The organism is Jatrophihabitans sp. (assembly GCA_036389035.1).
Taxonomy (GTDB): domain Bacteria; phylum Actinomycetota; class Actinomycetes; order Mycobacteriales; family Jatrophihabitantaceae; genus Jatrophihabitans_A.
Map to the genome: position 1 here is coordinate 1 of DASVQQ010000009.1, position 26,991 is coordinate 26,991.

The window sequence follows — 26,991 nt, forward strand, 5'->3', positions numbered from 1 at the left end:
AGACCTCGCCGGTGGCCTGGCCGAACTTGACCGCGCCGAGCCGCTCGCTCATGCCGTACTGGGTGACCATGGCGCGCGCGACGCCGGTGGCCTTCTCGATGTCGTTGCTGGCGCCCGTGGTCGGGTCGTGGAAGACGAGCTCCTCGGCGGCGCGGCCGCCCATCGCGTAGGCGAGGGTGTCGAGCAGCTCGGCTCGCGTCTGGGAGTACTTGTCCTCCTCGGGCAGCACCATCGTGTAGCCCAGGGCGCGGCCGCGCGGGAGGATCGTCACCTTGTGCACCGGGTCGGTGTTCGGCAGCGCGTGCGCGACGAGGGCGTGGCCGGCCTCGTGGTAGGCCGTCACCTTCTTCTCCTTGTCGCTCATGAGCCGGGTCCGCCGCTGCGGGCCGGCCATGACGCGGTCGATCGACTCCTCGAGCGTCTCGAGGGTGATCGTCTTCTGCCCGGTGCGCGCGGTGAGCAGCGCGGCCTCGTTGATGACGTTGGCGAGGTCGGCGCCGGTGAAGCCGGGGGTGCGGCGGGCGATGACCTCTAGGTCGACGCCGGGCGCCATCGGCTTGCCCTTGGCGTGCACCTCGAGGATCTGCCGGCGGCCCTGCATGTCGGGGCGGTCGACGGCGATCTGGCGGTCGAAGCGGCCCGGGCGCAGCAGCGCCGGGTCCAGGATGTCGGGCCGGTTGGTGGCGGCGATGAGGATGACGCCGCCCTTGACGTCGAAGCCGTCCATCTCGACGAGCATCTGGTTGAGCGTCTGCTCGCGCTCGTCGTGGCCGCCGCCCATGCCGGCGCCGCGGTGCCGGCCGACGGCGTCGATCTCGTCGACGAACACGATCGCGGGGGCGTTGGACTTGGCCTGCTCGAACAGGTCGCGGACCCGGGAGGCGCCCACACCGACGAACATCTCGACGAAGTCCGAGCCGGAGATCGAGTAGAAAGGCACGCCGGCCTCGCCGGCCACCGCGCGGGCCAGCAGCGTCTTACCGGTGCCGGGCGGGCCGTAGAGCAGGACGCCCTTCGGGATCTTGGCCCCGATCGCCTGGTAGCGGGCCGGGTTTGACAGGAAGTCCTTGATCTCGTGCAGCTCCTCGATCGCCTCGTCAGCGCCCGCGACGTCGGCGAAGGTGGTCTTCGGGGTGTCCTTGCTGACCAGCTTGGCCTTGCTGCGGCCGAAGCTCATCACCTTCGAGCCGCCGCCCTGCATGTTGGACATCACGAACAGCAGCACGCCCACGATCAGCAGGATCGGCAGCAGCGACAGCAGGATGCTGACAAGGGCGCTCTGCTTGCTCTGCTTGGTGGTGAATTCCGCGCCTTCGGACCTCGTCCGCAGATCGGTGGTCAGGGCCGGGGCGTATTCGCTCGGGTAGGACGCGCTGATCTTGGTCTTGCCCGCGAACGGCTCCTTCAGCTCGAGCTCGAGCCGCGACTCCTTGTCGTGGATCGTCGCCGTCTTGACGTTGCCCGAGGTGATCTGGGCCAGCGCCTCAGAGGTCTTCACGGACTTGTAGGGGCTCTCGCCCGCCAGCATCTGCGGCAGGGCGAAGAGCAGGATGACTGCGACGGCGATCCACAGTATCGGTGAGCGAGCTAGGCGCTTACGATCCATTTTGCGTCCGCCCGGTCAGTGACAACCGGGCGAGTCCTCCTGATCAAGGGCCGGGAAATGCTGGGTCGGACGGTACACGCAGCCAGGTGGGCCTGCTTTAATTGAACGCTGCGCGCAGCGAGGGAGTTCCTCATCAACCAGCTTATGTGAGCTAACCGAGATGGTGCTGCTCGGCGCCGCGGAACGCTCGGATTGGCTACAGAGCGGTCGGGTCTACGGAGCGACTGACTCCGTCAGCCGCCGTAGACGGAAGGCTTGAGCCGTCCGATGTAGGGCAGGTCGCGATAGCGCTCGGCGTAGTCCAGGCCGTAGCCCACCACGAACTCGTTCGGGATGTTGAAACCGACGTACTTCACCTGAACCGGCACCTTCACCGCATCGGGCTTGCGCAGCAGGGCCACCACCTCGACCGAGGCCGGGTTGCGGGCCTGCAGGTTCTTCAACAGCCAGGACAAGGTCAGGCCCGAGTCGATGATGTCCTCGACGATCAGGATGTCGCGGCCGCTCACGTCCCGGTCGAGGTCCTTCAGGATGCGGACCACCCCCGAGGACGTCGTGGAGGAGCCGTATGAGCTGCAGGCCATGAACTCCATCGTCGAAGGCCGGCTGAGCTCGCGGGCCAGGTCGGACATGAACATCACCGCGCCCTTGAGCACGCCCACCAGCAGCGGCTCGCGGTCGGCGTAGTCGGCGTCGATCTTGCCGGCCAGCTCGGTGATCTTGGTCCGGATGTCGTCCGCGGACACCACCACCGCTTCGATGTCGTCGTCCAGGACGGACACTGTCACTCCTCTTCGGTGGCACGGGCCGGGTCGGTCGGCGCCGGTGTCGATAACGGCGCCTGGGCGGCCGGCACGCTGACGGGGTCGGCTGGCGCACCTGCTGGCCTGATGAGGCATAGCGTGCCAGATGCCCGGACGGCGCGGTAACCGCCCGACAGGTCGATCGGCCCCTGGCCGTGCCAGTCCCTCACCAGCCGCCCCAGCTCCAGCACGTGCGCGGCGGTCAGCGGCCCGGCGCCGGCCCGTTCGACCCAGCGCTTGAGCACCCGGTGCAGGACGGCGTCCGGGTGCGGGCCGAGCGCTTCGACGCTCAGGCCGCCGGCAACGCCGCCAGCCGCCGCCAGCGCTTGCTTGGCAAGCTGCTCCAGGGCGTCCAGATCGGCCTGCAGAAGCTCTGCCGTCCGCGCCAGCGCCTCGGTGACGCCGCCGGCCAGCACGTCCTCGAGCAGCGGCAGCACCTCGTGACGCAGCCGGCTGCGCCGAAAACGCGGCTCGCCGTTGTGGGGGTCGTGCCAGACCGGCAACCCGAGCGCCTGGCAGGCGGCCTCGGTCTCAGACCTCCGCAGCGCCAGCAGCGGCCGCAGGTAACCCTGCTGCTCCGGGCGCATGCCGGCGATCGAGCGCGGCCCGGAGCCCCTGCCCAGCCCCAGCAGGACGGTCTCGGCCTGATCGTCGGCGGTGTGGCCGAGCAGCACCAGGCCGTGCTCGAGAAACGGCCGCAAGGCCGCGTAACGCGCAGTCCGGGCAGCCGCCTCCGGACCGCCCGCCGAGCCGACGGCCACCCTCAGCACGTGCACCGGGTCCAGCCCGAGCTCATAGCCCAGGACGCCCACCCGGCCGGCCTGTTCGGCCGAGCCGTCCTGCATGCCGTGATCGACGCAGACCAGGCCGGCCGGCCGGTGGGTGCGGGCGCTTTCGAAGGCCAGCGCCGCGGCCAGCGCGAGCGAGTCCGCGCCACCGGAGCAGGCCACGAAGGCCGGCGTCGTCACCGGATACCCGGCCAGTGCCCGGCGAACGGCAAGCCGGACGGCGGCCACCGCCGGATGCGGTCCCATCGCTAGCCGTGCACCCGTTTCACCCAGTCCGCGGGGGCGGTGATCTCGGCCTTGGTGGGCAGCGTCTGAGCTGACGTCCAGACCGCGTTGAAGTCGTCCAGCCCGACCTGCTCGACCACCGACCGGACGAACTGCGAACCCTGGGTGTACTGGCGGGTCTTGGCGTCCATCCCGAGCAGGCTGCGCAGCAACCGGTCCAGCGGGTTGGCGCCGCGGCGGCGGCGGGCGGCGAACTTGCGCTCGATATCCGGCTGGGACGGGATCACGGTGGCCGGCACGGCGTTCATCACGTACTCGGCGTGGCCCTCGATCAGGGACATGAAGCCGGTCACCCGGTCCATCACCGCACGGGTCTCGGGCGAGGCCAGCGCGGTCAGCAGCCCGTTGCCGTCGCCGCCGCGAGCCGCCTTCGCCAGCTCGGAGACCACGTTCTTGACCCGCTCGCGGACCGCCTCGGGATCGAGGTCGATGGCGTCGGTCAGCGCCTGGATCTCATCGAGCATGTGCTGGCGCATCCACGGCACCGCGGTGAACTGCACCCGGTGGGTCACCTCGTGCAGGCATACCCACAGCCGGAAGTCGCTCGGATCGAGCTTGAGGGACCGCTCGACTGCCACCAGGTTCGGCGCGACCAGCAACAGCTGGCCGTTGTTCGCCGAGAAGAACTCGTACTGCCCGAGCACCTTTCCGGACAGGAAGGCCAGGATCGTCCCGGCCTGGGCGCCGGTGACCCGGCCACCGACCGCGGCGGTCAGCCGGCCCGGGGGCTTCTTCTCGACCAGTTTCGCGGTGAGCGGGTCCATCACCGCGGACATGCTGGCGACGTTAGCCGCGATCCAGCCCGGCCGGTCCACCACCACGGTGGCGGCGGTGACGGCGGGCTCGACCAGCCTGGTCAGCTCGGCGACCTGGCCGGCCGCCCGGTCGGTGGCCCGGCGCAGCTCCTGCACCGTGGCGTGCGCCTGCTCGGGGGTGATCGAGGGCGGTTGGGGGGACAGTGCCCGGGCGCTACGTTCGGCAACCGACCAGTCGACCAAGGACGTCATGCCCCTCACGGTACCGGCGGGGGGTCAGCGGCAGCCGCACCGCACCAGCGCCGCCACCAGGCTGTCGACCGCGCCGCGGCTGGAGCTTTCGAAAGCCGACGGGGCCTGATCGGCCACGAAGCTGAACACCAGCAGCCGGCCGTCGGCGTCGGTGAGCAGGCCGGCCATCCCCGTCACCCCGGTCAGGGTGCCGGTCTTGGCCCGGACCGCGCCGGCCGCGACCGCCGCCGCGCCGCTGAACCGGTCCTCCTCCAGCAGGGTGCCGTCCCAGCCGGCGATCGACAGCCCGCTCAGCAACGGCCGCCAGCGCGACTGCTTGGCATCGACCGTGGCCAGCAGGGTGCTGGAGATCGCCGCCAGCGGCACCCGGTTGAACAGCGACAGGCCGCTGCCGTCGACCATCCCGTCCCCGATCTCGATGCCGGCGCCGGCCAGCGTGGCGCGCACCGCCTCGGCAGCGCCGGCGAAGCTGGCCGGCCGGGAGGTGGCGAGGGCGACGTGGCGGGCCAGCACCTCGGCGATCACGTTGTCCGAGGACCGCAGCATCTGCTCGATCAGGACGTCCACCGGGGCGGAGCGGACCTGGCCCAGCACCCGGGCGCCGGCCGGTGCGCTGCCCCGATCCACGGCGGTGGCGCCGAGCGCGGCGGCGAGGGCGTTGCCGGCGGCCAGGTCCGGAGCCGCCGATCGGATCTCGGCCTCGGGGACGTCCCGGCCGCCGTCGACCATGGTCGCGGTGATCAGGCTGGCGTAGTTGGACGGGGTGTCCTCGGTGCCCCAGCCCGGCGCGGTGGCCGGGCCGGTGAAGGCCGAGTCGTCCACGAGCACCCGCTCGACCCGGGCCGTGCCCAGGCTGGCCCGGACCCGGGCCGCCAGGTCGGTCAGCCGGGCCGCCGCCGGATACCGGGTCGGCCGGCCGGCAGCCGCCGCTGACAGCGTCGGGTCGCCGCCGCCGATCAGCACCACGGTGCCCGGCTCGCTGCCGGCCACCACCCGGGTGCTGAACCGGTCGGTGGCCTGCCGGACGCTCAGCAGCGCGGCGGCGGTCAGCAACTTGGCGGTCGAGGCCGGCGCCACGGCGGCCGTGGACCGCTGGTCGAACAGCAGCGTCCGGGTGCCGGCATCGAAGACCTGGCCGGCGACCGACGGCCCGAGCTCGGGATCGGACAGTTCCGCGGCCAGCGCCGCGGCCACTCCGGCCGGCGTCGGGATGGGCGCGTTCGCCCGGCTGCCGGCGACGGCGGGCGGGGCCACGGCGGCCGCCGCCAGCATCGCCGCGATGCCCGGCGCCGGCGCGGTGGGCGCGGGAACCCGGATCGGTTCGAAAGCCTGGTCGGTGAGGTACTGACGCCCGGCGCCGACGCCGAAGTAGCTGATCACGGCCAGCGACAACGCCAGGACCAGCAGCACCAGGCTGACCGGCTTCGTTCTGCGCTGCGCCACGGTAGGGAACAATAAAGGTATCCACGCGTCAGCGAGGGCGGCGCGTTCGGCCATGAGCGTCGACGTCAGCCGTGAGAGGAGCCCGCCATGCAGGAATTCGACGTCCTGATCGAGATTCCCAAGGGCAGCCGCAACAAGTACGAGGTCGATCACGCCACCGGGCGGATCCGGCTGGACCGGACGCTGTTCACCTCGACCCAGTACCCGGCCGACTACGGCTACATCGAGAACACCCTCGGCGAGGACGGCGACCCGCTGGACGCGCTGGTGCTGCTGCAGGGCGACCCGCTGTTCCCCGGCGTCCTGGTGATGTGCCGCGCGATCGGCATGTTCCGGATGACGGATGAGAAGGGCGGCGACGACAAGGTGCTGTGCGTGCCGGCCAACGACCCCCGGCTGGAGCACCTGCGCGACATCCACCACGTGGGCGAGTTCGACCGGCTGGAGATCCAGCACTTCTTCGAGGTCTACAAGGACCTGGAGCCGGGCAAGAGCGTCGAGGGCGCGTCCTGGGTCGGGCGGGCCGAGGCCGAGGCCGAGATCACGGCCAGCCGCAAGCGGTTGGCCGACAACCCCGGCGCGGTGCACTGATCAGCGCCGTGCGCTGACCCCTCGACTCGACCCCGGCGTCGATCTTGCTCAAGCCGGGCCCGGATCCGCCGATAGATGCGGTACTGACCCCTCCAAGGCAGCTGAACGCCGGCGACGTCACCTCAGGTGACCAGCCGGCGTTCGCATGTGCGGGGCGGGTGTCAGCCGCTCCGGCGGTCCGGGGCGGGGGCGAGCTGGGCGGCGGTCCGCTCGTCGACCTGCGGGGCGGGGTTGCCCGTGACCGCCGCGGCCGCGGCGGCCCGCTCGGCGGCCTGGGCCTCCAGGCCGGTCTCGGTCCGCAGCTTCACCTCTTTGAGGAAGAAGCTGAGCAGGAACGCCGGCAGCACGACCAGCGCGGCCACCAGGAACACCCGGTCCATCGCCTGGGCGAACCCGGCCAGGAACGGCTGGCGCAACACCTGCGAGCCGTACTCCAGGAAGCTGGTGTCGTTCAGCTGGCCGGTCGAGCCGTTGGCGATGGCCCGCAGCGCGCGGGCGATGACGCCGTTGGCCGGATCGCGCAGGGCGGCCTGGAACTGCGGCTCACCGGCGGCGGCCTGCACGTTCACGCTGACGTGCCTGGCCGCGCCGGAGAAGAAGATCGTCAGGAAGATCGCGGTGCCGAAGGTGCCGCCCATCGAGCGGAAGAAGGCGGCCGAAGAGGTGGCCACCCCCATCTGGGAGGCCGGCACCGCGTTCTGGGTGGCCAGCACCAGCGTCTGCATGCAGCAACCCAGACCGGCGCCCATCAGCAGCATCAGCGGCGCCAGGTAGGCGTAGCCGGTGGTGTAGTCGATCCGCGCCAGGCCCAGCAGCGCCACGATCAGCAGCCCGGTGCCCACGATCGGAAAGATCTTGTACCGGCCGGTCCTGGCGGTGAAGATCCCGCTGCCCATCGCCACCGTCATCATCCCCACCATCATCGGCAGCAACGACAGGCCGGACTTGGTGGGGCTGAAGCCCTTGACGATCTGCATGTACAGCGGCAGGCAGATGATGCCGCCGAACATCCCCATGCCCAGGATGAAGTTCATCAGCGACGCGACGCTGAACACCGGCGAGTGGAACATCTTCAACGGCAGGATCGCCTCGTCGCCGACCCTGCGCTCGATCAGCAGGAAGGCGGCCAGCAGCCCGATGCCGACGACGTAGTAGGTCACGGCCGTGGCTGAGCCCCAGCCCCAGGTGCGTCCCTGCTCGGCGACCAGCAGCAGCGCGGTGACGCCCAGCACCAGGGTGACGGCGCCGAGGTAGTCGATCTTGTGGTCCTTGGCCAGGTGCGGGACGTTGAGGAACCTGCTGACCACGACGAGGGCGACGATGCCGACCGGCAGGTTGACGTAGAAGACCCAGCGCCAGCCGTCGAAGCCGAGCAGCCGGTCCTGGCCGGCCAGCAGTCCCCCGATCACCGGGCCGGCGACCGAGGACAGCCCGAAGACCGCCATGAAGTAGCCCTGGTACCGGGCCCGCTCACGCGGCGGGACGATGTCGCCGATGATCGCGAAGGCCAGCGCCATCAGGCCGCCGGCGCCCAGGCCCTGCACGGCCCGATAGGCCGCCAGCTGCTCCATCGAGTTCGCCATGCCGCAGAGCATCGAGCCGACCAGAAAGATCGAGATCGCGAACAGGTAGAACTTCTTGCGGCCGTACATGTCGCTCAACTTGCCGTACAGCGGGGTCGACACCGTCGAGGTGACCAGGTACGCGGTGGTGGCCCAGGCCTGGTTGGTCTGGCCGTTGAGCCGGTCGGCGATGGTGCGCATGGCGGCCGAGACGATGGTCTGGTCCAGTGCCGCCAGCAACATGCCGAGGATCAGCCCGGACAGGATCAGCAGGATCTGCCGATGGGTCAGCCGGCCGGTGTCCTCGAGGGCGACGGCGGCGGATGGTTCAGCCATTGAGTTCCTGCTCTACTTCCAGCGCGTTCTGCTCGCCGTACTTCTCGGTGGCCGCGTTGAGCTGCGCGAGCAACCTGCCGAAGGTGACGACGTCCTCGGGTTCCCAGTCACTGAGCAGCCGCTCGACCCGCTTGCGGCGCCCGCGCGACAACCGGTCCAGCACCCGCTCGCCCTCGACGGTGGCCTTGAGCAGCACCGCCCGGCGGTCCTCGGGGTCTGCCTCGCGGGCCAGCAGTCCCGCCTTCTCCAGGTCCGCGACCTGACGCGAGACGGTGGAGGGGTCAAGGCCCGTCCACTCGGCGACGGCGCCGAGCCGGGACGGCCCGCAGCGGGCCAGGGTGCCGAGCACCATCAGGGCGATCCGGTCGATCCGGTCGCCGTTGACGTGATGCTTGAAGCGGATCAGATGCATCATCAGCGTCCCGAACTCCCGCTCCACCGTCTGGATCGGATCGAGTGGTTGCGCGATGGGATCGTGCGAGGAAAGATTAGATGCTTGCATCACACATCTAAGTTAGCTCGCCCGCGGAGCCAGTGCAAACCTCAGGTTGCCTTGAGCGGCAGGCGCTGCCTAGAGCCGGTGCTCACCCGGGCCGTCGGGCCCAGTGCAGCGCCACCACCCCGCCGGTGAGGTTGCGGTAGTGGACCTCCTGCCAGCCCGCCGCCGCGATCGTCCAGGCCAGGTGCTGCTGGTCAGGCCAGCTGCGGATCGATTCGGCGAGGTAGACGTAGGCCTCGGGATTGCTGGACACCCTCTTGGCCACCCAGGGCAGCGCCCGCATCAGGTAGTTCAGGTAGAGCTGGCGAAACCCCGGGATCACCGGGGTGGAGAACTCGGCGACGACCAGCCGGCCACCCGGTCGGGTGACCCGCGCGAACTCGGCCAGCGCGCCGGAGACGTCGGCGATGTTGCGCAGGCCGAAGGAGATGGTGACCGCGTCGAAGGCCCCGTCGGCGAACGGCAGCCGCAGCGCGTCGGCGGCCACGAACGGCAGCCCCCGCCGGCCCGCACGGCGGACCCCGGCCCGCAGCATTCCCAGCGAGAAGTCGCTGGCCACCGCCTGCGCGCCCGAGCGGGCCAGCTCTGCCGTGGACACCCCGGTGCCGGCCGCGACGTCGAGCACCCGCTCACCCGGCTGCAGGCCCAGCGCGTCGCGGGTGCAGCGGCGCCAACGCCGGTCCTGGGCGAAGGAGAGCACCGTGTTGGTCAGGTCATAGCGTTTGGCCACCCCGTCGAACATCCGGGCGACGTCGTGGGGTTCCTTGGCCAGAGTTGCGCGTGTCATGAGGGTTCAAACTTTCGACTAATTAGAACGACCCTAGTTGTGGGCCAGAGGCCACAGGGCGCTGAATTCAGAGAGTTTATTAGCCAGCCTACCCCCATGATCCGTGGGCAATAAGCCTATCAATTTGTCCAAGCGCTCGCGCCAAACTAGGTGCAGAGCCCTTTGCGGCATCCGGATTCCAAACACGGCTACAGTACTCAATAACTCGAGCGGTGTACTCCGGCCCCACTTGCCACTGAGTTCCAGATGGTGGCACCATCGCCTGGCGAATATCAGCAGAACGAGATTTTCGACAAACATTGACAAGGGCGCTCTTGGGATCATCTAGGTCTTCGGGAGACACTGGAACGGTAGCCTCCGATACTTTAAAGAAATCCGACATGGACGCCGTGTCAGCGAGCAACCAAGCTTCCAACGACCTTACAGCGATTCTGAAGCACATTCCAGGCACCTGGACTGAAGGATGCAGCAGAGATTCACGCAGCAAGACTGGGCAACCTGACCCATCATGGTCTAGATCACGCATTACCAGCCAGGGACCGCGCTTTGCAGCTTGATTATAAGCTTCAATTTTCTTGTTTAAACCTGATTTACCTCGGGTAACGAAAGTCTTGTCGGCATCGGATAAGAGTTTGCGGCTTACCAAAATCCTCTCCGCCGCCGCGCGATCCGTAGGGCCTTCAACGGCAAGAGCAACTTTTTGCACCTTAACCTTCTCCGATTCCTACGGAGATAAGGCGCTCTATGTCCGGAGGTTCAGAACGAGGCCGAACAACATCCACAAGCGGGAGGCCGTCTTGTATTAGCTCCATGGCCTCGGGGGATTTATCTAGAGTAAGGCCTACGGTTCCATCTGATGTCGGCGTTAACAACAGCACCTCATCTGGCCTAATACCTTCATCACTCAATAAGTCCCAACTGTGAGACGTTATTATCACTTGAGCGCCGTTACGACGCTGTGCGCCTGCAAGAACGCTGGGTAGGAGGCTAACCACCCCTGGATGGAGCGATAGCTCCGGTTCCTCAAGCAGCACAGGAGCAGCACGCCGCCCTACTTCTACTAAGGACCATAAAAGACCAATTAGGCGAAGCGTGCCGTCGCTTAAATCTCCCTCATCCTGCCGCGCCCCACTACGACGCCAGTGGGTGTATCGGCTTTCGAGATGTGGTGTACCAGCAGCATCGACTTTGACTTCAAGCGATTCAAACTGCGGTACAGCGATCTGGAGTGACTTGGTAATTCTGCGCAGCCATGCATCCCGTGTTTTGGTCGGCACCCGGTTCATTCGCGCAATAAAGTCCCCTCCGAAGGGATCATCTCGAATGTCTCCCGACCTTTTGGCATCACGTATAATCTGAGGGACTAAATGCAGGTAGCGTGTTTCGCGAAAGAATTCCGCCACTGGGCGAAAGTTTTTATTAGCGGATATTTGCTCCAAGGTCGTTTGGGTAAGCCTTTCTGGATCTTCCTTATCAAATTTATCAGGCCTATTAAGGATTATCCGACCCTCATGCCATACGGTTTCCGAGGCCACGATGGGCCTATTTAGCCCACCCTTCTCACCATTAAACGATAGTGAATACTTCCATAGTTCGGGATCATCTTCGTCACCAAGTGTGACCTCTATACCAACCCAGCCGTGGAAATGGCTCCGCGCATAAAGGCAGCGCACACGACTCAAGCCACCACGACCCCTTACAGCGGATTGCAAGCCTCCGCCATCCAAGGTTAAGTCCCGCAGAAAGCGAATCGAGTCTAGAAGGTTTGACTTCCCTGCAGCATTTGGCCCCACTATTATCAATCGGCTACCGAGGCTGATATCGAGTGTCTTAAAGTTACGCCAGTTTTTCAGCGTGAGAGATGTTATGCGCACTCCCATGTCCTTTCTGACGTTTGGAGTCGACTTCTAGCCACAGGTTTGTCCGGCGACTCATGTTACCCATTATCACCTATCGGCACAGTCATTTGTCGCGCCGCGGAGCTAATCGAACGGGCAAGTAGCGAACCAGCCGACTGCGCAGCCCACCCCCAAGGAGGTACGGCAGTGCAGCGACCTAGATCCATCCGAGTGCATTCTGTGTGGACAACAACCCAGCAGGGGTTCATGAAGCGCCACTTCGGTGAGTTCCCGCGTCGGCGCTCAGCTGAGCGAGGCGCCGGCCGGGGTCAGGGTGAGCGCCGTGGAGGCGAAGTGCGAGTGCACCCGGTCATCCACCGGGTCATCGGCCGGATCGGTGTGCACCACCAGGTGGCGGTAGAGCGTGTCGCGCTGGGCCGGGATCCGGCCGGCCGAGCGGATCAGCTCGATCAGCTCGGTGCGGTTGGAGCGGTGCCTGGCCCCGGCCGAGGAGACCACGTTCTCCTCCAGCATCACCGAACCGAGGTCATCGGCGCCGAAGTGCAGGGTCAGCTGGCCGATGTCCTTGCCGGTGGTCAGCCACGAGCCCTGCAGGTGGGTGATGTTGTCGAAGAACAGCCGGGCCAGCGCGATCATCCGCAGGTACTCAAGCGAAGTGGCCTGGGTGCGGCCCTTGAGATGGTTGTTCTCGGGCTGGTAGGTCCACGGGATGAACGAGCGGAAGCCGCCGGTGCGGTCCTGCACGTCGCGCACCATCGAAAGGTGCTCGACCCGCTCGGCGTTGGTCTCGCCGGTGCCCATCATGAAGGTGGCGGTGGACTGCACCCCGAGGTTGTGCGCGGTCTCCATGACCGACAGCCAGGTCTCGCCGGACTCCTTGAGCGGCGCGATCACGGTGCGCGGCCGCTTGACCAGGATCTCCGCGCCCGCGCCGGCGAAGGAGTCCAGTCCGGCGGCGTGCAGCCGGGTGATCACCTCGGCGTGCTCGAGCCGGGAGACCTTGCCGATGTGCACCACCTCGGAAGCGCCGAGCGAGTGCAGGGTCAGCGACGGGTGGTCCCGCTTGATGGCGGCGAAGATCCGCTCGTAGAACTCGATGCCCAGCTCGGGGGAATGGCCGCCCTGCAGCATGATCTGGGTCGCGCCCAGCTCGACCGCCTCGGCGCAGCGGCGCAGGATCTCTTCATCGGAGTGCGTCCAGCCCTCGCGGTGCCCCGGCGCCCGGTAGAAGGCGCAGAACTTGCAGGCCGTCAGGCAGACGTTGGTGTAGTTGATGTTGCGGTCGATGATGTAGGTCGCGACGTTGACCGACTCGCCGGCGAACCGCCGCTTGCGGACGGCGTCAGCGGCCTCGCCCAGCGCGTGCAGCGGGGCGTCGGTGTAGAGCAGCAGCGCCTGCTCGGGGGTTATCCGGCCGCCGTCGGCGGCGTGCTGCAGCAGGTTCGCGATCTCGACAGGGTCAGCGCGCAGGGTCACCCGCTCAGCCTAGACGGCCGGGCCCTGACCACCGGGTGGCGTCCACACGTAGGGCGTCGTTGTGGTGACCGCCACGAACCCCAGCCGCTGCAGGATCGGCGCGCTGTCGGCGGACGCGTCGACCTGCAGGTAGCGGGCGCCCACCCGGGTGGCGAACTGGGCCCGCCGGGCCACCATCGCCCGATAGATGCCCTGCCCGCGCCAGCCGGGCCGGGTGGCGCCGCCCCACAGGGTGGCGAACTCGTTTCCGGGGTCGCGGACCAGCCAGGCCGGCGTGATCAGCTGCGAACCGGCCTCGGCCACGAAGATCGCGATGTGGTCGGGGTAGGCGGCCTGCCGGTCGGCGAGGTCCTTGGCCAGCCAGCTCCAGTCCTCGTTCCAGATCTCGGTGTGCAGCGCCGCGATCCGCTCGAAGTCCACCGGCTCGCTGACCTGGCGGATCGACACGCCCGCGGGCAACTCCGGCTCGTCGGTCAGCTCCTCGGCCAGCCCGATCACCACCGTCTCGACCTCACCGGCCACGAACCCGGCCGCCCTCAGCCGGTCGGGCAGGTCAGCCGGCTCGTCGTAGTCATGGGTCTTCCACTCGACGGCCTCGTTGCGGCTGCTGAAGTAGTCGCGGGTCCGCTCGATCAGCGCGTCGAGGTCGGCCCCGGTCAGGCCGGCCAGGTCGCGGTAGACCACGTAGCCGTGGTGCTTGCCGCCGCTCACCCGCACCAGCGGGCCGTCCCGGTCCACGACCACACCTTCGGGCTGTTTACTCGGCAGGACGGCTCGGACCTGCTCGTGGTAGGCGGCAAGCAGTTCAGCGGCGGTTCTCACGATGGCTAGTGTGCGGCACGCGACGGCCCCGCCGCGCCCGGGACGCGTCTTCGGCTGGTCCTACCGGTCGATCTCGGCCCACACCGCGTCGAGCGAAAGGCCGAGGACGTCGACGATCGCGGCTATGGTCCCGGGGGAAGGAGTCAGATGATCGAGATCTTGAACTCGACAGAACTGCCACGAGCGAGGGACGCAGGCGCCCTGGTCGCCGGCATCTTGCAGACGCTGAAGAGCCGCTGCGAGGTGGGCACGAACCTCTTGGACATCGATCGGTGGACCCGGGCCATGATCACCGACGCGGGAGCCAGTCCTGCTACGTCGATTACGCGCCGGCCTTCGGACGCGGGCCGTTCGGTCACTACATCTGCACGTCGGTCAACGACGCTGTGCTCCACGGGCTGCCCCACGACTACCCGCTCGCCGACGGCGACCTGCTGACGCTCGACCTCGCCGTCTCCCGAGGCGGAGTTGTCGCCGACTCCGCCATCAGCTTCATCGTGGGCGACCCGAGCTCCCCGCAGAACGTCGCGATGATCAAGGCGACCGAGCGCGCGTTGAGCGCGGGGATCGCCGCGGCCCGCCCCGGAGCCCGGATCGGCGACATCTCCCATGCCATCGGCGCGGTCCTCAGCGAGGCGGGGTATCAGATCAACACCGAGTTCGGCGGGCATGGCGTCGGCTCGACGATGCACCAGGACCCGCACGTCCCGAACACCGGGCGACCCGGCCGGGGATACCGGCTGCGACCCGGACTGCTGCTGGCGTTGGAGCCGTGGGTCATGGCCGACACCGCCCGGCTCGTCACCGATGCCGACGGCTGGACCCTGCGAAGCGCGACGGGTTGCCGGACCGCGCACCGTGAGCACACGATCGCCATCACCGACGACGGGGCCGAAGTTCTCACCTTGCCGAGCTAGCTTGCCGGAGCGGGCGCAGCGGTGAGGCCGCGCTCAGTGATTTAAGTCGATGCGGCTAGTTCGACCCGCCGGCCAGCAGGTTTCGCAGGTCCTCAGCGGCCTGGGCCGCCGCGCTGTCGGCCACCGCGGACACCCCGCCGAAGCCGAAGTAGGAGTGGTTCAGGGTGGGCCACTCCCGGCTGATCACCCGGACGCCGGCCCTGCGCAGCGCGTCGCCGTAGAAGTTCCCCTCGGTGCGCAGCAGGTCCAGGGTGGCGGTGTGGATCACCGCCGGCGCCAGCCCGCTGTGATCGGGGGCGCGCATCGGTGAGACCCGCCAGTCGGCCGAGGACTGCTCGTCGACGTAGTTGACGGCGAAGTTGACCATGCCCTGCAAGGTCAGCCCCAGGCTGTTGCCCGCGGTGCGCCGGGACATGTAGCGGGCGTTGACCTCGGGATCGGAGTACCGGCCGGCGACGTCGGTGACCGGGTACAGCAGCAGCTGGGCCGATACCGGCTGGCCGGCGTCGCGGCGGGCGATCGCCACCGACGCCGCCAGTTGGGCGCCGGCGCTGTCACCGGCCAGGATCAGGGTGCCGGCCTCGCCACCGAGTTCCTCGGTTCGCTGGGCGGCCCATTCGGTGGCCAGCACGGCGTCTTCGAAGGCGGCCGGAAACGGGTGCTCCGGCGCCAGCCGGTAGCCGACGGACACCACCACCATGTCGGCCTGGGTGCAGATCCGGCGGGCATGGCCGAGGTGGGTGTCGATGTCACCGGCGATCCAGCCGCCGCCGTGGAAGTAGACGACCGTCGGCCTGGCCTCGGCTCCGGCCGGGCGCAGCACCCGGATCGGCAGCGGACCGTGCGGGCTGTCGATCTCCTGATCGGTCTCCGAGGCTGGGATCAGCGCCGGGTTCAGATGTTGCTGGGCCAGTTTGTGGGCTCGGCCCGAGACCGCCCGGGCCTCCTCGATGCTGGCCTCGTCGTCGGCCTCGACCGGCGTGGTGGCAAGCCAGTTCGCCAGCTCGGCGTCCATGGTGGGTTCTGTCACGTAGAGACCCTCTCGTTCTTCGATCTGCGCGGCGAGCCGATCTGCTGAGCCCTGGCCCCATCGAGTGTGCCCGCCGCCGATCCGGCCGAGAAATAGTTACCGAAACTTCACCACAGCACTACACTCAGTTAGCTATACGCTCGAACTCCTCAGTGAGCCCTGAGCTGGGGATTTGGCAGCTAGTCCCGTCTTGCTCCAACCCCAAAAGGGTGACGGAGTTTCGCTTGCCCGCGCACGAAACTCCGTCACTCTGGGCGTTCTCAAGGGGTCAGACCTGCGCGAACTCCGGGTGTCACCCGGTCAGACCTGCGCGAACTCCGGCGCCACCCGGCCGGGCACCGCGCCCACCGCCGCTGCCCGGCGGGAGAACTCCAGCAACCCGGCGAGCTGGCGGTCCCCGAGTGAGAAGTCCAGCGTCTGAAAGTAGTTGGCCAGCGTGGGGGCGTCGAAGACCTCCCAGCGGGCGGCCTGGGCAGCGACCTCGTCGACACGCGCCAGCGCCTCGTCGCGGCTGCTGATGAAGGCGGCGTGCACGTCCTTGACCAGGCCGGGGTTCTCCGCCGCGAACTCGCGCCGGACCGCCCACACCGCGAAGACCATCGGCAGCCCGGTCCAGGACCGCCAGGCCTGCCCGAGGTCATGGACGTCCAGGCCCTTGCGGGCGCCTTCATAGGTCGCCCGCAGCGCGACGTCGCCGATCACCACCGCGGCGTCTGCCTCGAGCATCATCGCGGTCAGATCCGGCGGGCAGCTGAAGTACTCCGGCTCGACGTGGTGGACCTCGCGCAGCCACAGCTGGGCCAGCAGCACCGAGGTGCGCGAGGTCGAGCCCAGCGCGACCGGCCGGCCGTCCAGCTCGGCCAGCGGGCGCTGCGAGACCAGATCCACCGAGAGCACCGGGCCGTCCGAGCCGACCGCGATGTCGGGCAGCAGAAGCAGTTGGTCGGCATGTCGCAGGTACTCCACCAGCGAGATCGGACCGATGTCGAGCCCGCCCCGGACCAGCAGCTCATTGAGGTTGTCCGGGGTGTCCTTGGTCAGCTCCAGGTCCAGCAGGGCGCCCGAACGCACCAGGCCCCAGTAGATCGGCAGGCAGTTCAGGAACTGGATGTGGCCGACCCGCGGCCTGGCGTTGGACGGCTCCGTCACGCCCCCGAGGCTACGCGGTGCGACGGCGGCGGCGGTCCGGCTGGGTCCAACTAGGCTCGTCAAGTGACCGATGACCTGGCGCTGGCCGCCGAGCTGGTGACCGACGCCGGCCGCCTCGCGCTCCGGATGCTGCGCGAGGGCCTGGACACCCACCACAAGAGTTCGGTCTCTGACGTCGTGTCGGCTGCCGACCACGCCGCCGAGGAGCTGGTGGTGACCCGGTTGCGGGCGGCCCGGCCGGGTGATGGCCTGATCGGCGAGGAAGGGGCCAACGACCCGGCCGATAACGACCGCACCTGGTACATCGACCCGGTGGACGGCACCTACAACTTCCTGTCCGGGCTGCCGTACTGGTGCTCGGCGCTCGCGCTGGCCTCAGCCCCAGCAGGCACGGGCCCGCGGCTGCCGGTGCTGGGCGCGGTCTATCACCCGGTGGCCGACGAGCTGTGGCTGGGCGGGGTGGACGAGCCGACCAGCTGCAACGGGCAGCCGGTCCGGCAACTGCTCGACACCCCGCTGTCCCGGCTGTCGGTGGGCAGCTACCTGCATCCGACCACGTTGCCTGACGATGGCGCCCGTGAGCCGTTGCTGGCGATGCTGCGCGGCGCCGCGACGGTCCGAATGCTCGGCTCGGGCTCGCTGGAACTGGCCGCGGTGGCCGGCGGCCGGCTGGGAATCTGGGCGCAGCTGGACACCCTGGACTGGGACTGGCTACCCGGCGCCGCGCTGGTGAACGCCGCCGGCGGCGTGACCGAGGTGCTGCGCCATCGCGGGCACCGCTGGCACCTGGCCGGCAACCGGCAGGCGGTCGCAGAGGCCCGTGCGCTACTGCTGAGCTGACCGGCCGGCGCCCGGGCCTCGGGTGCCAGGGCGGCGCTTGGCCGCCGGGCCACGCCTGGCGGCGGGGCTCCGCTCGGCGGCGGGGTCACGCTTGACGGCGGGGCTCCGCTCGGCGGCCGGGTCACGCTCGGCGGCGGGCGGGAAACCGTCCCCGTCGTCCAGGGCGCCCTCAGCCTCACCGGTGAGCTGGGCGTCGAGGTTGTGCCGCTGGGCCTGCTTGGCCGCGACCCTGGCTTCGAGGTTGGCGGCCAGCCGCTCGCGCTGCTTGCGCAGCAGGATGTAGGACAGCGGGATGGACAGGACCAGCGCGATGGTGGCGGCCAGCAGGCCGGGCACCCGGGCCACCCAGAGCAGGCCCCAGAGCGCCAGGAACAGCCCGAACCGCAGCACCGTGTAGAGCCACATCGCGCCCAGCGTCTGGCCGGGCGACGGCGGTCGCGGCACCCGATCCTCGCTCATGTCCCCATCCGGCTCTTCGCGCGAGCGCTCATCGCTGACTCGCTCCGGTCCTCACTCGCTGGCGCTCGCTGCGATCCTCACTCATGCCCAGACAGCCTGCGGTTCGGAGCGGCGCTGCGCAAGCGGCACCGGCGGCTCGTACTCGCGGATGACCTCGTAGCGGGTGTTGCGCTCCTTCGGCTGGAAGCCGGCGTCGCGGATCAGCTCCAGCAGGTTGTCGCGGGTCAGCTTGTCGGGCGTGCCGAAGCCGTCCGCGTCGTGGGTGATCTTGTACTCGACCACCGAGCCGTCCATGTCATCGGCGCCGTAGTTCAGGGCCAGCTGGGAGGTGGACAGCCCGTGCATCACCCAGAACACCTTGACGTGCGGAAAGTTGTCCAGCATCAGCCGGGACACCGCAAAGGTCTTGAGGACGTCGGCCGGGGCGGCCATCTTCAGGTGCGAGAGCCGGTTGTTGTCATTGTGGAACCGCAGCGGGATGAACACCTGAAAGCCGCCGGTCTCGTCCTGCAGCTCGCGCAGCCGCAGCACGTGGTCGACCCGGTGCCGCGGCTCTTCGATGTGGCCGTACAGCATGGTGGCCGGCGTCTTGAGCCCCTTCTGGTGGGCCAGCCGGTGGATGCGCGACCAGTCCTCCCAGTGGGTGTTGTGATCCACGATCTGCTTGCGGACCTCCCAGTCGAAGATCTCGGCGCCGCCGCCGGTGAGCGACTCCAGGCCGGCGTCGATCAGCTCGTCCAGGATTTCGCTGGCCGACAGTCCCGAGATCTCTTCGAAGTAGTGCACCTCGGTGGCGGTGAACGCCTTGAGCGCGACGCCGGGCAGCACGGCCTTGAGCTCGCGGAGCACCCGGGGGTAGTACTTCCACGGCAGGGTGGGGTGCAGGCCGTTGACGATGTGCAGCTCGGTCAGGCCGTCGTCCTTCATGGCCAGCGCCAGCGCGACGGCTTCTTCTACCCGCATGGTGTAGGCGTCCTTGGCTCCCGGCTTGCGCTCGAAGGAGCAGTAGGCGCAGGAGGCGCGGCAGACGTTGGTCAGGTTGAGGTGACGGTTGACGTTGAAGAACACCGCGTCGCCGTTCTTGGCGGTGCGCACGCCGTGCGCCTGGGCGCCCAGCCAGGCCAGGTCGTCGCAGTCGTAGAGATCCTCACCGTCCTGGCGGGTCAGCCGCTCGCCCTGGGCGATCTTCTCGGTCAGCTCGGCCTTGCGAACCGCGTTCCATGCCATGGGCCCAGCCTACGTTCCAGCACCTGGCGGGCTGGCTGAAACGGCTGCCATGCTGGTCACATGCAAGTAGTGCTACTCTGTGCTACATGGAGAAGGTCGGAGTGCGGGAACTACGCCAGAACGCCAGCGCCCTGCTGGACCGGGTGGCGACCGGCGTGACGATCCAGATCACCAACCACGGCCACCCGGTGGCCCAACTGGTGCCGGTCGGCGATCAGCGCCAGGGCCGTGCCGACCTGATCGCCAGCGGCGAGCTGCAGCCCGGACGCGGTGACGTGCTCGGGGTCGAGCCGATCAGCGCCCCCGCCGGTTCGCCGTCGACCGGTGAGCTGCTCGCGGGCCTGCGCGACGACCGGTGATCTACGCCGACACCTCAGCGCTGGCCAAGCTGGTGATCGCCGAGGCCGAGACGCCGGCCCTGCGCGACTGGATCTCCCGGCAGGATGCCCGGCTGGTCACCAACTCCATCGGCGTGGTGGGGTTGCGCCGGCTGGCCGCCCGGGTGAGTCAGCAGGCGCTGGACACCGCCACCCTGCTGCTCGGCCGGATCGATCGGGTGAGCCTCACCCCGGCGGCCCTGGCCCTGGCCGGACAGGTGCCGCCGCCTGAGGTGCGCACCCTGGACGCGTTGCACATCGCCTCGGCGGCAGAGTTGCTCGAACTGCAGGCGGTGCTCACCTACGACCGTCGGATGGCGGAAGCGGCCACCGCCTACGGGTTGCCGGTGGAGTCACCGGCGTAGTTCGACGACCGCCGGTGGCAGTTCGAGCACCCGGAGGTCGGGCGCCGCGCCGCACAACGCGACCGCGCCCGCGTAGCCGGCCGGCACCGGCACGTCCAGCACGCTCCAGCCGTTGGGCAGCGCGGCCAGGCCGGTGCCGCCGAGGTAGTCGGCGCTCAGGCTGCGTGACAGGCCGGTGCCGATCCCTTTCAGGTAGGCCTCCTTGCGCGTCCACACCCTGGCGAAGGCCAGCCGCGGGTGCTCGGCGGCGGCGATCTCGCACTGCTCGTCCGGGTGCAGCCGGGTGCTCAGCTCAGCCGCCACCTGCTCCTTGGGCACCGCCTCGACATCGACTCCGACCGGCGCGCCGGCGACTGCCACCAGCGCCAGGTCACCGCCGTGCGACAGCGAGAAGTGCACCGGGTGGCCGGGCACCGCCGGACGCCCGTGCGACGCGCCGCAGTTCGGACAGGCTTCCCGGATGAACTCCACCTGTCCCGGCGGGGTGTCCAGGTGCCGGCTGAGCACCTGGCGCAGCGCGATGTGCGAGCTCAGGTAGCTGTGCCGGTCGACGTCGCGGACGAACTTGGCGGCCCGCTGCCGCTCATGCTCGTCGAGCACCGAGACATCCGCCTGATCGGCGCGCACGCCGGACACCGACAGCACCCAGACGTCCAGGAAGACACTGGCGGAAGAGGCGCCGTCACTGGCGGGCTCGAGAAGATCGCCGACACCGGACAGAGCGCGCCCTCCTTCGTCAGCCAGCAGGGCCTGCCAGCCAGCAGGGCCTGCCAGCCAGCGGGGATCGACACGAATGTAGCGCTCACCGGCGGCTGGACCAGCCAGGCACACCCCCTCCTCAGCCGGGACGGACGGTCAGCGCCTGGGTCATCGTCCCGATCGGGCCGTGGACGTCGTGCAGGACGCTGCTGGTGAAACCTGTTCCGCCGGCCCCGAAGCAGACCGCGGTGTCGAAGCCGAGCCACTCGCCCCGGGGTTCGGCGAGCAGGTGCACGGTGAGGTCGACGTTCGGAAAGGCCACCTCGCGCGGGTGGGCGCGGACGGTCATGCCGTTGGCGATGTCGAGCAGGCCCGCGGCCCTGGCCAGCCGGCTCACCGCCGTGTCATCGATCAGCGGGATCGGGGTGCGGACCCAGAAGGCCGCCCGGCCGGGCTCGACCTGGTGCCGACGGACTTCGGCCGAGGCTATGAACCCACCTGGCCACACGGTCGTCGGATCCCAGGCCGGCAGGTCCTCGGGCGCCGCGATGGCGGGCAGGGCGATGCCGCGCAGCCCGGTGGTGTCGCGGGTCTGCAGAAGCCAGGCCCGCAGCAGGACGGCGTCCCGGCCGGCGTGGCTCAGGGTGGCCTCGACGAGTTCGATGGTGCGTCCGGGCCGGATCACCTCGACCCTGATCTCGACCACGTCGACCGGGACGGTGCCGAGGATGTCGAAGCTGAGGCGGCTGAGCACGAGGTGATCGGCGCGGCGCCGGTCGCGGTCGGCCTCGACGGCGTGCGTGAGCAGGCCCAGAGCCGGGGCGATGTGCTGGGTGTCGGGATCCCATGCTCCGCTGACGTGCCCGGTCGCGCGGAAGGCGCACTCGCCGACCCGCTCGAAGTAGGCCATCTCTGTCTCCTGGACTCGGTGGTCGTCCTCTGCCCGCCACCCGCCGGGAATCAGGCGTGCGGCCGGCCGGCCGACTGGACCCGTCCCTCGAACCTGGTCGAGAGCACCACGGTCGAGCGGGTCCGGGCCACGCCACGGATCTTGGACAGCGCCCGGATGGCCTGCTCCAACCCTCCGACGTCAGGCACCCGGATCTTGACCACGAAGGACTCCTCGCCCGCGACGAACCAGCAGTCCTCGACCGCGGCCAGCTCGGCCAGCCGCTCGGCCACCAGGTCCTCATCGGCGGTGTCGGACAGGAAGATCCCGACCAACGCGCTCATCGAATAGCCGATCGACTCCGGGGCCACCGCCGCGTGATAGCCGGTGATCACGTTCTGGGCTTCGAGCTTGTTGACCCGCTCGTGCACGGCCGGCGCGGACAGCCCCACCTCTCGGGCCAGCTCGGCAAAGGTGGCGCGGGCGTTGGCCCGCAAGGCGTCCAAAATCGCACGGTCGACGGCGTCCATGCCTGGAGTCTGTCAGGCCGTCGTGCTCGTAGGGCTGGATTCGGCCGCCCGGCCGGCGCCGAGCTTGCCGGTCCACCGGGTGATCAACGAGTGCTGGACGCCGAGCACGTCGAGCACCTTGGCCGCCACGAAGTCGACCAGCTGCTGAACGGAGCCCGCGCCGGCGTAGAAGGCCGGGCTGGCCGGCAGCACCACCGCGCCCGCGTCGTAGAGCTCGATCAGGTGGGTCAGGGTGGCCCGGGTGTAGGGCGTCTCGCGGGGCACCACCACCAGCGGCCGGCGCTCCTTCAGGCTCACGTCGGCGGCTCGCTGCAGCAGGTCCTTGGACAGCCCCAGGGCGATTCCGGCAACCGCCGCCGTCGAGGCCGGCACCACCACCATGCCGCGGGCGGGGTACGAGCCGCTGGCCGGGCCGGCGCTGAGGTCGGTGGCCGTCCAGTACCGCAGGTCACCGGCGAACGCGCCGGTGACGGCGTCCGGGCCGAGCCAGGACGCCAGGTCCTGCGCCCAGTGGTTGTCGCGAAAAGCGATGCCGGTCTCGTCCAGGATGGTCAGCCGGGCAGCCCGCGAGACGATCAGGTCCACCGGGTGGCCGGCCTGCAGCAGCGCGGTGATGACGGCCTTGGCGTAGGGGGTGCCCGAGGCGCCGGACACCCCGACGATCCAGGGCGTCCGCTCGCTCATAGCGCCGTCGATCGCTCCGCTCCTCGCTCGATGCTCACTCATGAGCCGTCAATCGCTCCGCTCCGCGCTCGTTCCTCGCTGCGATGCTCACTCACCACCGCAGGCCCTGCGCTATCAGGTCGGCCAGCGCGAAGGCGAACAGCTGGATGCCTACGAAGCCGTTGGCCGTGAAGAACGCCCGGTTGACCCGGGACAGGTCCTGCGGCCGGACGATCACATGCTCATAGACCAGCACCGCGGCGGTGATCGCCAGGCCCAGCCACCACACCCAGCCCAGTCCCGCGGCCAGTCCGAACCAGGCGAAGCAGCCGACGGTGACCAGGTGGGACACGCTCGACCAGCGCAGCGCGGCCGCGATCCCGAACCGGGCCGGGAACGACCGCGAGCCGATCACCCGGTCGATCTCGGCGTCCTGGCAGGAGTAGATCAGGTCGAAGCCGCCGATCCAGCTGCCGACCGCGAGCCCGAGCGCGACGGCCGGCCACGCGAAGCCGCCGGTGACGCCCATCCAGGCGCCGATCGGGGCCACCGCCTGGGCCAGCGCCAAAAGCACTTGCGGAAAGTCGGTGAACCGCTTGCCGTAGGAGTAGAGGATCAGCAGGCCGACCGCCACCGGCGACAGCAGCAACGGCAGCGGCCCCAGCGCGGCGGCGCAGGCCAGAAAGACCACCAGCGCCACGGTGAACCCGCGCCAGGCGACCGACACCGACAGCGCGCCGGTCACCAGCTCCCGCTGGGCGGTGCGCGGGTTCAGGGCGTCGAAGCGGCGGTCCAGGATCCGGTTGCCGGCCATCGCCACCGTCCGTGCCGACACCATCGCCACCACGATCAGCGCGAGCTCGATCCAGTGCATCGACCGGGTCCGGGCCCACATCGCGGTGCAGGCCGCGATCAGCGCGAACGGCAGCGCGAACACCGAGTGCTCGATCATCACCAGCCGCAGGAACGCCCGGACCTTGCCGGGTCGCGGCACGGTCACCTGGGTGGCGGGCGCTGACACAACCCTGAGTCTGCCAGCCGTGACATGGCAGGGATGCCATGTGCTGGATGTCACCCCACGGATCAGCTGATGCCGTACTCGCGCCAGCGGCGGCGCACCAGTTCCGCCGTCGCCGGGTCGAGCACGCACGGCTCGGGCCAGCCGCCCTCGCGCCGGTACCCCTCGCTCGGCAGCTTGGCGGTCGCGTCGATGCCCAGCTTGCCGCCGTAGAACTGCTCGTAGGACGAGTGGTCCAGGTGGTCCACCGGCCCGGTCATGTGCACCACGTCATGGGCGTAGTCGACGTTTCCGAAAGCCCGCCAGGCGACGTCGTTGTAATCGTGGACGTCACAATCGGCGTCGACGACCACGATCAGCTTCGACAGCGACAGCAGGCCGGCGCCCCAGATCGCGTTCATCACCTTGTGCGCGTGCTTGGGAAAGCGCTTGTCGATCGAGACGATGGCGCAGTTGTGGAACACCCCGGCCTCGGGCAGGTCGTAGTCCACGATCTCGGGGATGGTGAGCTTGATCAGCGGCAGGAAGATCCGCTCGGTCGCCTTGCCCAGCGGCCCGTCCTCCTGCGGCGGCCGGCCGACCACGATGGACTGGTAGATCGGCTTCTCACGGGTGGTCATCACGTCCACGTGCAGGTAGGGGAACGGCTCGACCGGGGTGTAGAAGCCGGTGTGGTCGCCGAACGGGCCCTCGGGCAGCCGGGCGCCCGGCTCGACCCAGCCCTCGAGCACCACCTGCGCGTGGGCCGGCACCTGCAGCGGCACCGTCAGGCAGTCCACCAGTTCGACCCGCTCGCGCTGCAGGAAACCGGCGAACAGGTACTCGTCGATGTCGGCCGGCAGCGGCGCGGACGCGGCGTAGGTGACCGCCGGCGGGCAGCCGAAGGCGATCGCCACCGGCAGCCGCGCGCCGCGGCGCTCGGCGATCGCGGCATGCGAGGTCGAGTCCTTGTGGATCTGCCAGTGCAGGCTCACCGTGCGGCTGTCCTGCTGCTGCAGCCGGTACATGCCCAGGTTTCGGGCGCCGGTCTCGGGATGCTTGGTGTGGGTCAGGCCCAGGTTGAGAAAGACGCCGCCGTCACCGGGCCATGAGGTGATCCCGGGGAGCAGGTTCAGGTCCACCTCGTCCCCCTTGCGCACCACCTCCTGGCAGTGGGCCCGCTTGCCGTGCCGGGGCGGCACGTTGCGCAGCTGGGCGGCCTTGCCGAGCGCGTCGCGCAGGCCGCTGAAGCCCTGCGGCAGGTCCGGCTTGAGCAGGCCGGCGATCCGGTCGCCGATCTCGTCCAGGCTGGACACCCCGAGCGCCTGGCACATCCGCGAATTGGTGCCGAACAGGTTCATCAGCAGCGGCATCTGTCCGCTGACCGGATTCTCGAACAGCAGCGCCGGGCCCCGCTCGCGCACCACCCGGCCGACGATGCCGGCGACTTCCAGATGGGGGTCGACGGGCGCCTTGATTCGGATCAGCTCGCCGGAGCGCTCCAGGGCACGGACGAAGTCAGCCAGATCGGTGTATGCCACCGGCCCAGTATCCCAGCCTGCTGAATCCGGCGCCGTTGTGCCGTGGACGACTTAAGCTGGTGTCATGCTCCTCAAGTTGGGTGGCCTCTTCTTCCTCATCAGTGTGCTGTTCTGGCTCTGGACGATCTTCGATTGCCTGACTTCTGACACCAAGCGGGTACGCAACCTGCCGAAGTGGGCGTGGGTGGTGCTGATCCTGGTGTTCCTGGAGTTCGGCGCGTTGGCCTGGGTGATCTTCGGACGGCCGCGAGCCGGTCAGGCTGCCGCGCGCGGCAGCCTGCGAAAGCCGATGCCCGGTGACAGGATGCCCGGCAGCGGTTCGACACCCCGCAACAGCAGGCCGGTTGGTCCGGATGACGATCCGGAGTTCTTGCGCAACATCCGCGGCCCCGAACCGCGGTAGCCGCGCGCCGGGTGGCGGCTAGGTCAACCCGGCGTAGGAGTGCAGGCCCGAGATCACGATGTTCACCACGAAGAAGTTGAACACCATCGTGCCGAAGCCCAGCAGGTTGATGTAGGCCGCCCGGTTGCCCTTCCAGCCGGCGGTCGCGCGGGCGTGCAGGTAGGTGGCGTAGACGACCCAGGAGATGAACGCCCAGGTCTCCTTGGGATCCCATCCCCAGTACCGGCCCCAGGCCGCCTCGGCCCAGATGGCGCCGAAGATCACCCCGGCGGTGTAGAGCGGGAACGCGAACGCCACGGTGCGGTAGGCGGCCTTGTCGAGCGAGGCGGCGACCGGCAGCCGGGACCCCAGGGTGGCGAACCGGGTCGGGGCCGACCCGGCCGCGGCGTGCCGCTCGATACGGGCGCGCACCAGGTACAGCATGGTGATCACCGCTGAGATCAGCAGGATCCCCATCGCCACCGCCACCACCGAGACGTGGATCGCCAGCCAGACGGACTGCAGCGCCGGCACCAGCTTGGTGGCCTTGGTGTAGAGCGTGCCGGCCAGAAACATCACCAGCAGCACCGGCATCATCGCGAACAGGCCGAGATAGCGCAGCTGCGGCATCTTGACCAAGGTCGCCAGCCAGGTCACCGTCGCCATCAGGCCCACCACCAGGGTGAACTCGTACATGTTGCCCCACGGCACCCGGTCCACGGCGATGCCGCGCAACGCGACCGAGCCCGCGTGGAACAGCGCCGCCAGCACCGTCAGCCAGACCGCGGCCCGGCCCCAGCGCCGGCCGGCCGCATTGCCGGACTCGACCGATCCGGCGCTGAAGCGGGGTTGCTCCGGCGCCTGGCTCGCCGGGCCCGGCTCATCGCCGCCGACCAGCGCCGGCTGCCGGACGCTTGCCTGGGCGGCGCTGGTCTTGGCGATCCGGCCGTTCTTGCCGAAGGCGTACTCGCCGGTGTAGGCCACCACAGCGAGCATGTAGGTGCCGGTCGCCGCCGTCCACAAGGACTCGGACAACGAAGCCAGGCCGCCGTCGATGGCCAT

Annotated in this window: 29 protein-coding genes; 6 read left to right on the plus strand and 23 right to left on the minus strand. The window is 69.1% G+C overall.

Translation table 11 applies throughout. From position 1 onward, the window contains the following. The 5 genes from ftsH to dacB all read right to left on the minus strand — a co-directional run. A partial coding sequence (ftsH, locus tag VF557_06165) for an ATP-dependent zinc metalloprotease FtsH (GenBank protein ID HEX8079775.1) occupies window positions 1-1,606 on the minus strand: 1,606 nt, incomplete at its 3' end. A 233-nt stretch (window positions 1,607-1,839) separates the two neighbouring features. Beyond that, window positions 1,840-2,379, minus strand: coding sequence for a hypoxanthine phosphoribosyltransferase (gene hpt / locus VF557_06170; GenBank protein HEX8079776.1), 540 nt, complete (start codon window positions 2,377-2,379; stop codon window positions 1,840-1,842). Window positions 2,380-2,390: 11 nt separating this feature from the next. Continuing rightward, window positions 2,391-3,443: a tRNA lysidine(34) synthetase TilS gene (tilS, locus tag VF557_06175; protein ID HEX8079777.1), complete on the minus strand. Its 1,053-nt coding sequence runs from the start codon at window positions 3,441-3,443 to the stop codon at window positions 2,391-2,393. Between the two features lie 2 nt (window positions 3,444-3,445). After that, entirely contained in the window at window positions 3,446-4,489 is a 1,044-nt protein-coding gene (locus VF557_06180; GenBank protein ID HEX8079778.1) for a zinc-dependent metalloprotease, read from the minus strand. 24 nt (window positions 4,490-4,513) lie between these two features. Then, window positions 4,514-5,932, minus strand: a complete 1,419-nt coding sequence (dacB, locus tag VF557_06185) for a D-alanyl-D-alanine carboxypeptidase/D-alanyl-D-alanine-endopeptidase (GenBank protein ID HEX8079779.1) — start codon at window positions 5,930-5,932, stop codon at window positions 4,514-4,516. Window positions 5,933-6,019: 87 nt separating this feature from the next. On the opposite strand from dacB, the gene VF557_06190 reads away from it, so the two are divergent. Next, on the plus strand, window positions 6,020-6,523 hold the full coding sequence (locus tag VF557_06190; GenBank protein HEX8079780.1) for an inorganic diphosphatase: 504 nt from the start codon (window positions 6,020-6,022) through the stop codon (window positions 6,521-6,523). A 161-nt stretch (window positions 6,524-6,684) separates the two neighbouring features. Here the strand turns inward: VF557_06190 and VF557_06195 are convergent, their stop codons facing one another. From VF557_06195 to VF557_06225, 7 genes are all read right to left on the minus strand, one after another. Beyond that, window positions 6,685-8,421, minus strand: a complete 1,737-nt coding sequence (locus VF557_06195; GenBank protein HEX8079781.1) for an MDR family MFS transporter — start codon at window positions 8,419-8,421, stop codon at window positions 6,685-6,687. Beyond that, window positions 8,414-8,923 (minus strand): MarR family transcriptional regulator, encoded by a 510-nt coding sequence (locus tag VF557_06200; GenBank protein HEX8079782.1) that lies wholly within the window; start codon window positions 8,921-8,923, stop codon window positions 8,414-8,416. The genes VF557_06195 and VF557_06200 overlap by 8 nt, the downstream gene beginning before the upstream one ends. A gap of 82 nt (window positions 8,924-9,005) precedes the next feature. Further along, window positions 9,006-9,707 carry a demethylmenaquinone methyltransferase gene (locus VF557_06205; GenBank protein ID HEX8079783.1) on the minus strand — a complete coding sequence of 234 codons (702 nt, stop codon included), beginning with the start codon at window positions 9,705-9,707 and terminating at the stop codon, window positions 9,006-9,008. Window positions 9,708-9,795: 88 nt separating this feature from the next. Further along, window positions 9,796-10,413, minus strand: a complete 618-nt coding sequence (locus VF557_06210; GenBank protein HEX8079784.1) for a hypothetical protein — start codon at window positions 10,411-10,413, stop codon at window positions 9,796-9,798. Between the two features lies 1 nt (window position 10,414). Continuing rightward, on the minus strand, window positions 10,415-11,581 hold the full coding sequence (locus VF557_06215) for an AAA family ATPase (GenBank protein HEX8079785.1): 1,167 nt from the start codon (window positions 11,579-11,581) through the stop codon (window positions 10,415-10,417). Window positions 11,582-11,848: 267 nt separating this feature from the next. Beyond that, the gene (gene mqnC / locus VF557_06220; GenBank protein ID HEX8079786.1) at window positions 11,849-13,042 is read right to left on the minus strand and encodes a cyclic dehypoxanthinyl futalosine synthase; all 1,194 of its coding nucleotides are present in this window, start codon (window positions 13,040-13,042) and stop codon (window positions 11,849-11,851) included. A 9-nt stretch (window positions 13,043-13,051) separates the two neighbouring features. Continuing rightward, a complete protein-coding gene (locus tag VF557_06225; protein ID HEX8079787.1) occupies window positions 13,052-13,864 on the minus strand; it encodes a GNAT family N-acetyltransferase in 813 nt (270 codons plus the stop codon). A 272-nt stretch (window positions 13,865-14,136) separates the two neighbouring features. On the opposite strand from VF557_06225, the gene map reads away from it, so the two are divergent. Continuing rightward, complete coding sequence (map, locus tag VF557_06230; protein ID HEX8079788.1) at window positions 14,137-14,781, plus strand: type I methionyl aminopeptidase; 645 nt, start codon at window positions 14,137-14,139, stop codon at window positions 14,779-14,781. Window positions 14,782-14,836: 55 nt separating this feature from the next. Here the strand turns inward: map and VF557_06235 are convergent, their stop codons facing one another. Then, window positions 14,837-15,811 (minus strand): alpha/beta hydrolase, encoded by a 975-nt coding sequence (locus VF557_06235; protein ID HEX8079789.1) that lies wholly within the window; start codon window positions 15,809-15,811, stop codon window positions 14,837-14,839. Between the two features lie 300 nt (window positions 15,812-16,111). After that, window positions 16,112-16,960 (minus strand): menaquinone biosynthesis protein, encoded by an 849-nt coding sequence (locus VF557_06240; GenBank protein HEX8079790.1) that lies wholly within the window; start codon window positions 16,958-16,960, stop codon window positions 16,112-16,114. A 63-nt stretch (window positions 16,961-17,023) separates the two neighbouring features. Between VF557_06240 and VF557_06245 the strand changes: the two genes are divergently transcribed. Beyond that, window positions 17,024-17,800 (plus strand): inositol monophosphatase family protein, encoded by a 777-nt coding sequence (locus tag VF557_06245; protein ID HEX8079791.1) that lies wholly within the window; start codon window positions 17,024-17,026, stop codon window positions 17,798-17,800. On the opposite strand, the gene VF557_06250 is transcribed toward VF557_06245, so the two are convergent. Beyond that, complete coding sequence (locus VF557_06250) at window positions 17,786-18,259, minus strand: DUF4229 domain-containing protein (GenBank protein HEX8079792.1); 474 nt, start codon at window positions 18,257-18,259, stop codon at window positions 17,786-17,788. The two genes, VF557_06245 and VF557_06250, sit on opposite strands and share 15 nt — an antisense overlap. Window positions 18,260-18,340: 81 nt before the next feature. Then, on the minus strand, window positions 18,341-19,486 hold the full coding sequence (gene mqnE, locus VF557_06255; GenBank protein HEX8079793.1) for an aminofutalosine synthase MqnE: 1,146 nt from the start codon (window positions 19,484-19,486) through the stop codon (window positions 18,341-18,343). An 86-nt stretch (window positions 19,487-19,572) separates the two neighbouring features. Between mqnE and VF557_06260 the strand changes: the two genes are divergently transcribed. Next, window positions 19,573-19,845 (plus strand): type II toxin-antitoxin system prevent-host-death family antitoxin, encoded by a 273-nt coding sequence (locus VF557_06260; protein ID HEX8079794.1) that lies wholly within the window; start codon window positions 19,573-19,575, stop codon window positions 19,843-19,845. Next, window positions 19,842-20,228 (plus strand): type II toxin-antitoxin system VapC family toxin, encoded by a 387-nt coding sequence (locus VF557_06265; GenBank protein HEX8079795.1) that lies wholly within the window; start codon window positions 19,842-19,844, stop codon window positions 20,226-20,228. The genes VF557_06260 and VF557_06265 overlap by 4 nt, the downstream gene beginning before the upstream one ends. Here the strand turns inward: VF557_06265 and VF557_06270 are convergent. The 6 genes from VF557_06270 to VF557_06295 all read right to left on the minus strand — a co-directional run bounded on the left by VF557_06270 (window position 20,217) and on the right by VF557_06295 (window position 25,547). Continuing rightward, window positions 20,217-21,059, minus strand: a complete 843-nt coding sequence (locus VF557_06270; GenBank protein HEX8079796.1) for a 4'-phosphopantetheinyl transferase superfamily protein — start codon at window positions 21,057-21,059, stop codon at window positions 20,217-20,219. The two genes, VF557_06265 and VF557_06270, sit on opposite strands and share 12 nt — an antisense overlap. 7 nt (window positions 21,060-21,066) lie before the next feature. Further along, on the minus strand, window positions 21,067-21,837 hold the full coding sequence (locus tag VF557_06275) for a thioesterase family protein (GenBank protein ID HEX8079797.1): 771 nt from the start codon (window positions 21,835-21,837) through the stop codon (window positions 21,067-21,069). A gap of 50 nt (window positions 21,838-21,887) precedes the next feature. After that, window positions 21,888-22,346, minus strand: a complete 459-nt coding sequence (locus tag VF557_06280; protein ID HEX8079798.1) for an Lrp/AsnC family transcriptional regulator — start codon at window positions 22,344-22,346, stop codon at window positions 21,888-21,890. A 12-nt stretch (window positions 22,347-22,358) separates the two neighbouring features. Then, entirely contained in the window at window positions 22,359-23,030 is a 672-nt protein-coding gene (locus VF557_06285) for a UbiX family flavin prenyltransferase (protein ID HEX8079799.1), read from the minus strand. 91 nt (window positions 23,031-23,121) lie between these two features. Beyond that, window positions 23,122-24,030 carry a menaquinone biosynthesis prenyltransferase MqnP gene (mqnP, locus tag VF557_06290; protein ID HEX8079800.1) on the minus strand — a complete coding sequence of 303 codons (909 nt, stop codon included), beginning with the start codon at window positions 24,028-24,030 and terminating at the stop codon, window positions 23,122-23,124. Window positions 24,031-24,092: 62 nt separating this feature from the next. Beyond that, window positions 24,093-25,547, minus strand: a complete 1,455-nt coding sequence (locus VF557_06295; protein ID HEX8079801.1) for a menaquinone biosynthesis decarboxylase — start codon at window positions 25,545-25,547, stop codon at window positions 24,093-24,095. Between the two features lie 64 nt (window positions 25,548-25,611). Between VF557_06295 and VF557_06300 the strand changes: the two genes are divergently transcribed. After that, the gene (locus VF557_06300; protein ID HEX8079802.1) at window positions 25,612-25,950 is read left to right on the plus strand and encodes a PLD nuclease N-terminal domain-containing protein; all 339 of its coding nucleotides are present in this window, start codon (window positions 25,612-25,614) and stop codon (window positions 25,948-25,950) included. 18 nt (window positions 25,951-25,968) lie between these two features. On the opposite strand, the gene ccsB is transcribed toward VF557_06300, so the two are convergent. Then, window positions 25,969-26,991: a c-type cytochrome biogenesis protein CcsB gene (gene ccsB / locus VF557_06305; protein ID HEX8079803.1), complete on the minus strand. Its 1,023-nt coding sequence runs from the start codon at window positions 26,989-26,991 to the stop codon at window positions 25,969-25,971.

What these genes read in the sequence shown, in the direction of transcription:
- VF557_06195 (HEX8079781.1), bottom strand. Translation starts at nt 8,421, where the DNA reads ATGGCTGAACCATCCGCCGCCGTCGCCCTCGAGGACACCGGCCGGCTG.
- VF557_06250 (HEX8079792.1), bottom strand. Translation starts at nt 18,259, where the DNA reads ATGAGCGAGGATCGGGTGCCGCGACCGCCGTCGCCCGGCCAGACGCTG.
- VF557_06200 (HEX8079782.1), bottom strand. Translation starts at nt 8,923, where the DNA reads ATGCAAGCATCTAATCTTTCCTCGCACGATCCCATCGCGCAACCACTC.
- VF557_06205 (HEX8079783.1), bottom strand. Translation starts at nt 9,707, where the DNA reads ATGACACGCGCAACTCTGGCCAAGGAACCCCACGACGTCGCCCGGATG.
- VF557_06285 (HEX8079799.1), bottom strand. Translation starts at nt 23,030, where the DNA reads ATGAGCGAGCGGACGCCCTGGATCGTCGGGGTGTCCGGCGCCTCGGGC.
- VF557_06275 (HEX8079797.1), bottom strand. Translation starts at nt 21,837, where the DNA reads ATGGCCTACTTCGAGCGGGTCGGCGAGTGCGCCTTCCGCGCGACCGGG.
- VF557_06300 (HEX8079802.1), top strand. Translation starts at nt 25,612, where the DNA reads ATGCTCCTCAAGTTGGGTGGCCTCTTCTTCCTCATCAGTGTGCTGTTC.
- ccsB (HEX8079803.1), bottom strand. Translation starts at nt 26,991, where the DNA reads ATGGCCATCGACGGCGGCCTGGCTTCGTTGTCCGAGTCCTTGTGGACG.
- VF557_06180 (HEX8079778.1), bottom strand. Translation starts at nt 4,489, where the DNA reads ATGACGTCCTTGGTCGACTGGTCGGTTGCCGAACGTAGCGCCCGGGCA.
- tilS (HEX8079777.1), bottom strand. Translation starts at nt 3,443, where the DNA reads ATGGGACCGCATCCGGCGGTGGCCGCCGTCCGGCTTGCCGTTCGCCGG.
- mqnE (HEX8079793.1), bottom strand. Translation starts at nt 19,486, where the DNA reads ATGGCATGGAACGCGGTTCGCAAGGCCGAGCTGACCGAGAAGATCGCC.
- VF557_06260 (HEX8079794.1), top strand. Translation starts at nt 19,573, where the DNA reads ATGGAGAAGGTCGGAGTGCGGGAACTACGCCAGAACGCCAGCGCCCTG.
- VF557_06190 (HEX8079780.1), top strand. Translation starts at nt 6,020, where the DNA reads ATGCAGGAATTCGACGTCCTGATCGAGATTCCCAAGGGCAGCCGCAAC.
- VF557_06280 (HEX8079798.1), bottom strand. Translation starts at nt 22,346, where the DNA reads ATGGACGCCGTCGACCGTGCGATTTTGGACGCCTTGCGGGCCAACGCC.